1 protein-coding gene is annotated in these 4022 nt (G+C 77.5%); it reads left to right on the top strand.

What is annotated here, in order from left to right; translation table 11 throughout:
* On the top strand, nucleotides 1-3852 hold a 3852-nt coding region (locus C1A33_RS21595), incomplete at its 5' end, for a type I polyketide synthase (protein ID WP_115537996.1).
* Nucleotides 3853-4022 lie beyond the last annotated feature (170 nt).

Raw genomic sequence — 4022 nt, 5'->3', positions numbered from 1 at the left:
GACGCCGCCCTGCTCGACCGCACCGAATACACCCAACCCGCCCTGTTCGCCTACGGCACCGCGCTCTACCGGCTGGTCACCTCCTGGGGGATCACCCCGGCCGCGCTGGCCGGGCATTCCATCGGCGAGCTCACCGCCGCGCACGTCGCCGGTGTCTGGTCGCTCGAGGACGCCGTCACCGTCGTCGCGGCCCGCGGTCGCCTCGCGCAGGCATGCCGGGCGGGCGGCGCGATGATCGCGATCCGGGCGTCGGCCGACGACGTCACGGCGAGCCTGGTCGGGCAGGACGGGCGGGTGGAGATCGCCGCGGTGAACGGGCCGGCGGCCGTCGTGATCGCCGGGGACGCCGACGCGGCCGAGCGGATCGCCGCCGGCTGGGCCTCGCGTGGGCATGCCACCCGACGGCTGACGGTCAGCCACGCCTTCCACTCCCCGCACATGGATGGCATGCTCGCGAGGTTCCGGCAGGTCGTGGGCGGCGTCGACTACCGCCGGCCGGCCGTCCCGGTCGTGTCCACCCTCACCGGGGCGACGGACGAGGCCGAGCTGTGCTCCCCGGACCACTGGGTGCGCCAGGCGCGCGGCCCGGTGCGTTTCCTCGACGCCGTCCACCACCTCGCCGCCGCCGAGCGCGCGGACACGTTCGTCGAGCTGGGCCCGGACGCCGTCCTCACGGCGCTGCTGGCCGACTGCCTGCCTGCCGTCTCGGCGCAGCCGCCGTCCGCGCGCCCGCACGCCCCGGAAACGGTCGCCGTCGCCACCGCCCGCGCGCACCGGCCCGAGCCCGACGTCCTGCTCGCCACCCTCGCCACCCTCGACGTTCACGGCGTCGACGTCGACTGGCGTGCCGTACTGGGCCCGGCCGGCCGCCTGGTCGACCTGCCCACCTATCCGTTCCAGCGGCGCCGCCACTGGCTGAGCCCGCCATCCCCCACCCCCGCGCCCGGACCCGAGCCGGCCACGGAGAGCGGCACCGCGGCCGCCGCGGCGGGCCCGGAGCCGACGAGCGGTGCGGGCGGCTGGTGGTACCGGCCGGTGTGGCGCCGGCTCGACGCCGCCGACGTGACCGCGGCGGTCGCCGCACAGGCCGGTCCCACCCCGCCGCTCGGGGGGCACTGGGCCGTGCTCGTGCCACCGGCGGGAGTGGGAGGCGCGCTGGTCGAACGGGTGAGCTGGCTCGTCGAGCGCCTCGGTGGCGTCCCCGTGCCCGTCATGCTCGCGTCCGCGGACCGGCGGGCCATCGCCGAGCGGCTGACCACCGAGGGATTCACCGCCGCCGGCCCGCCCGTCGGCGGCCTGGTGTCACTGCTCGCCCTCGACACCTCTCCGTGTGCGGATCATCCCGGCCTCGGCACCGGGCTCGCGCTCACTGTCGCCCTGGCGCAGGCACTCGCCGACCTGCGCGTCGAGGCCCCGCTGTGGGCGATCACCACCGGCGCGGTCCCCACCGGCCCCGCTGATCCGGTCACCTGTCCCGAGCAGGCGATGATCTGGGGCCTGGGCCGCACCCTGGCCCTGGAGGCGCCGCGGACCTGGGGTGGTCTCATCGATGTCCCCCTGGACCGGGCGGGCGGGCTGGCCGACGAGCTCCGCGCCCCCGACGACCAGTCGCTGCTGTGGCTGGGAGTCGCGTTGACCGCCCCTGGCGGGGAGGACCAGTTCGCGGTGCGTCCCGACGGCCTGTGGGTCGCGCGGCTGCGGGCCGAGGACGGGCCCGGCGGGGCGCCGGCCGGCAGGCGGTGGAGCCCCGCCGGGACCGTGCTGATCACCGGGGGTACCGGAGCCCTCGGCGGGCAGATCGCCCGCGAGCTCGCCCGCGGCGGCACTGACCGCCTGGTCCTGGTGGGCCGGCGTGGCCCGGACACCGCCGGCGCCCGGGAGCTGGTCGGTGAGCTGGCGGCGCTCGGCGCCCGGGCCACCGTCGCGGCCTGCGACGTCGGCGACGCGGACCAGTTCACCGCGCTGCTCGACCAGCTGGCCGCGGGCGGCGAACCCGTCACCGCCGTGGTGCACGCGGCCGGCGTCGCCGGGCCGAGCGCCCCGCTGGAGCGGCTGGATCTGGCAGCGTTCGCCGACGTCCTCGCCGCGAAGGCGACGGGTGCCGCCGTGCTCGGCCGCCTGCTGGCCGACCCGCACACCGCCCTGCGCGAGGTCGTGCTGGTCTCGTCGATCGCGGCGGTGTGGGGCAGCGGCGGTCAGGCGGCCTACAGCGCCGCGAACGCCTACCTCGACGCCCTCGCCGCGACGCGGACCGTGACGGGGCGGCGGCTCACCGCGGTGGCCTTCGGGCCGTGGGCCGACGCGGGCATCGGCGCCGAGCCGGCGCTGCGCGACTTCCTGACCCGCCGCGGACTGCGCCCGCTGGACCCGCCGAGCGCGGCCGGCGCGCTGACCCACGCCGTCGCCGCGCGGCACCCGGCGTCCGTGGTCGTCGACGTCGACTGGGCGAGGTTCCTGCCGGCGATCACCGCGGCGCGGCCCAGCCGCTACTTCGAGGAGCTGGCCCTCCCGCCGACGCCGCGGTCCGACCCGTCCGGGGTCGGCGGCGCGACGGCGGCGCCGCCCACGCTGCCCGCACCGCGCAGCGGCGCCGAGTACGCGGACCTCGTCCGTGCCCAGGCCGCCGCCGTCCTCGGCCACGACACGCCGGCGGACGTCGATCCGCGCCGGCGCTTCCTTGAGCTGGGATTCGACTCCCTCGCGTCGGTCGAGCTGCGCCGCAGGCTCGCCGCGGCGACCGGACTGCCGTTGGGCACGCAGGCCGTGTTCGAGCATCCGACCGTGGCCGACCTCGCGGCGCATCTGCGCTCGATCGCCGCGGACCGCGGCGATCAGCCGGACGCCACGCCCAGCCCGCGCCCGACGACGTCCACCGGCGCGGTCGGGGACGCGGGGGGAGACGACGGCGTCGAGCTGGCCGGCGGGGTGCGGTGGCTGTACCGGCAGGCCTGCGCGCAGGGCAGGTTCGCCGCGGGCGTCGGTGTGCTGCGCGCGGCGGCACGGCTGCGGCCGGTGTTCCGCACGGCGGGCGAGTTCGGCACGCCGCCGCGGCTGGTGCGCCTCGCGACCGGGCCGGCTCCGTTCGTGCTGGTCTGCCTGCCGTCCCTGGTCGCGCCGTCGGGGCCCCACAACTTCGCCCGGCTCGCCCTGCACCTGCACGGGCGGCGTGACGTGCACGCGCTGGCCCATCCCGGCTTCGGCGACGGGGAGCTGCTGCCGGCGAGTGCGGACCTGGTCATCGGGATGCACGCGGACGCCGTTGCGCGGGCCTTCCCGGGCCGGCCGGCCGTTCTCGCCGGCTACTCGTCAGGCGGCTGGCTGGCGCACGCCACCGCGGCGGCACTCGAGGAACGCGGTGTGCGTCCCGCTGCCGTGGCCCTGCTCGACACCTGGCTGCCAACCGACCAGATCCCCGAGGAGGACATCCACGAGGAGCTGCGGGGCATCGCCGTCAACGACCAGGCCTTCGCGCTGATGACCGAGGCCCAGGTGACCGCGCAGGGCGCCTATCTGGACCTGTTCGAGCACTGGCGGCCGCGGCAGGTCGAGGCGCCGGTCATGCTGGTGCGGGCGGCCCGACGGATGCCACGGCGCGTCGTCGCCGAGGATGTGACCGGGCCCGACCAGGCCTGGACGACGGACTGGGAGATGGGTCACGACTCGTTCGACGTGGCCGGCGACCATCAGTCGATGATGCACGAGCACGCCGAGACCACCGCCCGCGACGTGGACCGCTGGCTGCGGGGCCTGGAAGCGCGGGACGGGCATCCGGCACGGGATCATGATCGGGACGGCGGCGCGGGACGGCCTGCGGCGGGGGTGGGCCGGCTGCCGGCGCGGCCGAGCGTCTGACCCCGCCGACCGGCGCGGTGCCGTGGACCGGGACGAGGCGGCTGCCGCTGACGGTGCGCCGGCCGCCCGGTCGACGCGGAGGTTGGGATGCCCTGGGATGTGCGGTACGGGGACGGCACTGTCGCTCCGTACCGCACCCGCGCCGCACCGGGGCACGGCGGTTCGGGGGC

Origin of the sequence: Frankia canadensis (genome assembly GCF_900197875.1) — a bacterium.
Classification (GTDB): domain Bacteria; phylum Actinomycetota; class Actinomycetes; order Frankiales; family Frankiaceae; genus Frankia; species Frankia canadensis.
This window is presented reverse-complemented; position numbering and strand designations above follow the sequence as displayed.